Origin of the sequence: Frankia sp. AgKG'84/4 (assembly GCF_023242965.2) — a bacterium.
GTDB lineage: Bacteria > Actinomycetota > Actinomycetes > Frankiales > Frankiaceae > Frankia.
In genome coordinates this window covers 1-2,883 of record NZ_JALKFU020000632.1, presented here as the reverse complement: position 1 = coordinate 2,883, position 2,883 = coordinate 1, and the positions used below count along the sequence as shown (strand labels likewise).

1 protein-coding gene is annotated in these 2,883 nt (G+C 73.8%); it reads left to right on the top strand.

Annotation, left to right across the window (positions count from 1 at the left end; genetic code table 11):
- The coding region (locus MXD58_RS24295; protein ID WP_250610003.1) for an alpha-(1->3)-arabinofuranosyltransferase domain-containing protein at window positions 1-2,883 on the top strand (2,883 nt) is incomplete at both ends.

The window sequence follows — 2,883 nt, the reverse complement described above, 5'->3', positions numbered from 1 at the left end:
GCCCGGCGCCGCCCGCTGGTCCCGGCCCTGTCCCTCGGCCTCGTGCTGGCGCTGATCCTGCTGAACATGACGCCGCTGTTCCGCGGCGAGTTCGTCGACAAGCTGCTGGTGCGCCCCGAGACCATCCCGGCCTACGAGAGTGAGCTGGCGAGGTCCCTCGACGCCAGCGGCGACAGCTCGCGGGTGCTGGAGCTGCCCGGCGCGGACTTCGCCCACTACCGCTGGGGCAGCACCCTCGACCCGGTCACCGAGGGCCTGATGGACCGCCCGCTCGTCACCCGGGAACTCATCCCCTACGGCGAGGCCGGCAGCGTCGACCTGGTCCGCGCGCTGGACCGCCGGATGCAGGAAGGCGTGCTGGAGACCGCGGCGATCCCCGACCTGGCACGCCTGATGGGCGTCGGTGACGTGGTCCTGCGCAGCAACCTCGCCTACGAGCGGTACCGCACCCCGCGGCCGCGCTCGACCTGGAACCTGTTCACCACGACCCGCCCGGACGGGCTCGGGGCGCCGACGACGTTCGGCCCGCCGATCGCCGAGGACCCGGGGATCCCCTTCACCGACGAGATCACCCTGGGCACGCCGACGTCCGTGCCGAACCCGCCGGCGCTGGCGGCCTTCCCGGTGTCGAACACCCAGCCGATCCTGCGCACCGCGACCACGAACCGGCCGCTGCTGGTCAGCGGCAACGGTGAGGCGCTGGTCGACGCGGCCGCCTCGGGGCTGCTCGCCGGTCCCGTCGCCGACGGCCGGGCGATCCTCTACGCCCCTGAGCTGGCCAGCAGGCCCGGCGAGCTCAAGCAGGCCCTCGACGACGGCGCCGACCTGCTCGTGACGGACACCAACCGGCTACGGGCCGAGCGCTGGACGGGCGTGCGGGAGAACTTCGGCTACGTCGAGCAGCCCGGCGTCGCGCCGCTGAAGAGGGACCCCAACGACAACCGGCTGGAGCTCTTCCCGGGCGAGACGGCCGCCGACCAGACGACGGCGCGCCTGTCGGCGCCCGACTCCGCGGCGAGGATCGCCTCGGTGACGGCGTCGGGCTACGGCAACTCGTTCGCCTACGGTCCGTGGGACCGGCCGGTGCGCGGCATCGACGGCGACCTGGGCACGGCCTGGCGGGTCGGCGCGTTCACCGACCCGACCGGCGAGCAGTGGCAGACGACGCTGGCCAACACCATCACCACCGACCATGTCCGGCTCACCCAGCCGGTGACGGGCCCACGCAACCGCTGGATCACCCGCGCGACGCTGAGCTTCGACGGCGCCTCCCCCGTCACCGTCGACCTCACCCCGTCCTCGCGCACCGAGGCCGGGCAGGTCGTGAACTTCCCGGCCCGGTCGTTCCGGACGCTGAAGATCCAGATCGACGCGACGAACCTCGGCCGTCAGCGCAGCTACGACGATGTCTCCGCGGTCGGTTTCGCCGAGGTCGAGATCCCCGGCACGGACGGGAAGCCACTGACGGCCGAAGAGGTCCTCGCGATGCCCAGCGACAGCCTGGACGCCGCCGGCGCCTCCTCCCAGACCCACCGGCTGGCGCTGCAGATGTCGCGGGACCGGGCCAACCCGGCGGAGCCGTTCAAGCAGGACACCGAGAACGTCATCAGGCGCTCGTTCACCCTGCCGACCGTTCGCACGTTCGCGCTGACCGGCACGGCGAGGATCTCCGCCTACGCGTCCGACCCGACCATCGACCAGGTCCTCGGCCGGCCGTCGAACCTGCCCGTGACCTCGTCGTCCGGCCGGCTGCCCGGGTCGATCGCGGACCGGTCCGCGGCGGCGTTCGACGGCGACCCGAGCACCGTGTGGAGCCCCGGGATCGGCATCCAGGCCGGGAACTGGGTCCAGGCGGCCAACCCGGCACCGGTCTCCGCCTCCTCGGTGACGATGTCCGTGGTCGCGGACGGCCGGCATTCGGTCCCGACGCGGATCGGCGTCGTCGTCGACGGCCGGGACGTCGCCTCGGTGCCGGTCGGGCCGGTCAGCGACACCGACCAGCGCGGCGGCACCCGGCAGGTCACTTTGAACTTCCCCGCCACCACCGGCAGCACCTGGCGGTTCGTCGTCGACGACGCGCGGACCGTGCGCAGCCTCGACCCGATCAGCCGGACCCCGCTGGCGATGCCGGTGGGGATCGCCGAGGTCGGCCTGCCCGGGGTGACCGGGGTCGCCGGTACGCCGCAGGTGCCCACCCAGCTCGCGGGCACCTGCCGCGACGACCTGGTCAGCGTGGATGGCCGGCCGGTCCCGGTCCGGGTCGACGGGTCGACCGCGGACGCGGTGAACCGCCTCGGCCTGCGGGTGTCGACCTGCGGCGAGACCGTCACGCTGGGCCCGGGTCCGCACGTGGTGCGCACCGCCGACGGCGCCGGGCTCGGCCTCGACATCGACCGGCTGCTGTTCGCCTCCGACGCGGGCGGCGGCCCGTGGCTCGGCGCCGGTGACACCGGCACGCCGAGTGCGACGGCCGCCTCCACCACCGTCGCCGGGTCGCAGCCTCGGGTCTCCGTGAGATCCACCTCCGCCACGTCGTTCACCGCGCAGGTCACGGGTGCAACGACCGGCACCCCGTTCTGGCTGGTGCTCGGCGAGAGCCTGTCCCGGGGATGGAAGGCGACGGTGAACGGGGCCGACGCGGGCGCCCCGCGCCTGGTCGACGCGTACGCCAACGGCTGGCGGATCACCCCGACGGCGACCAGCTTCACCATCACGCTCACCTGGGCGCCGCAGAAGATCGTGCGCTACGCCCTGATCCTGTCCGCGGTGGCGATCACGTTCTTCCTGGCGCTGCTACTGATCACCACCTGGCTGGTTCGGCGGCGCTCGGCGGGGCCGGCAGCCGGGGCCGGCGCGCCGGACCTGCCGACGCTCGACCCGTGG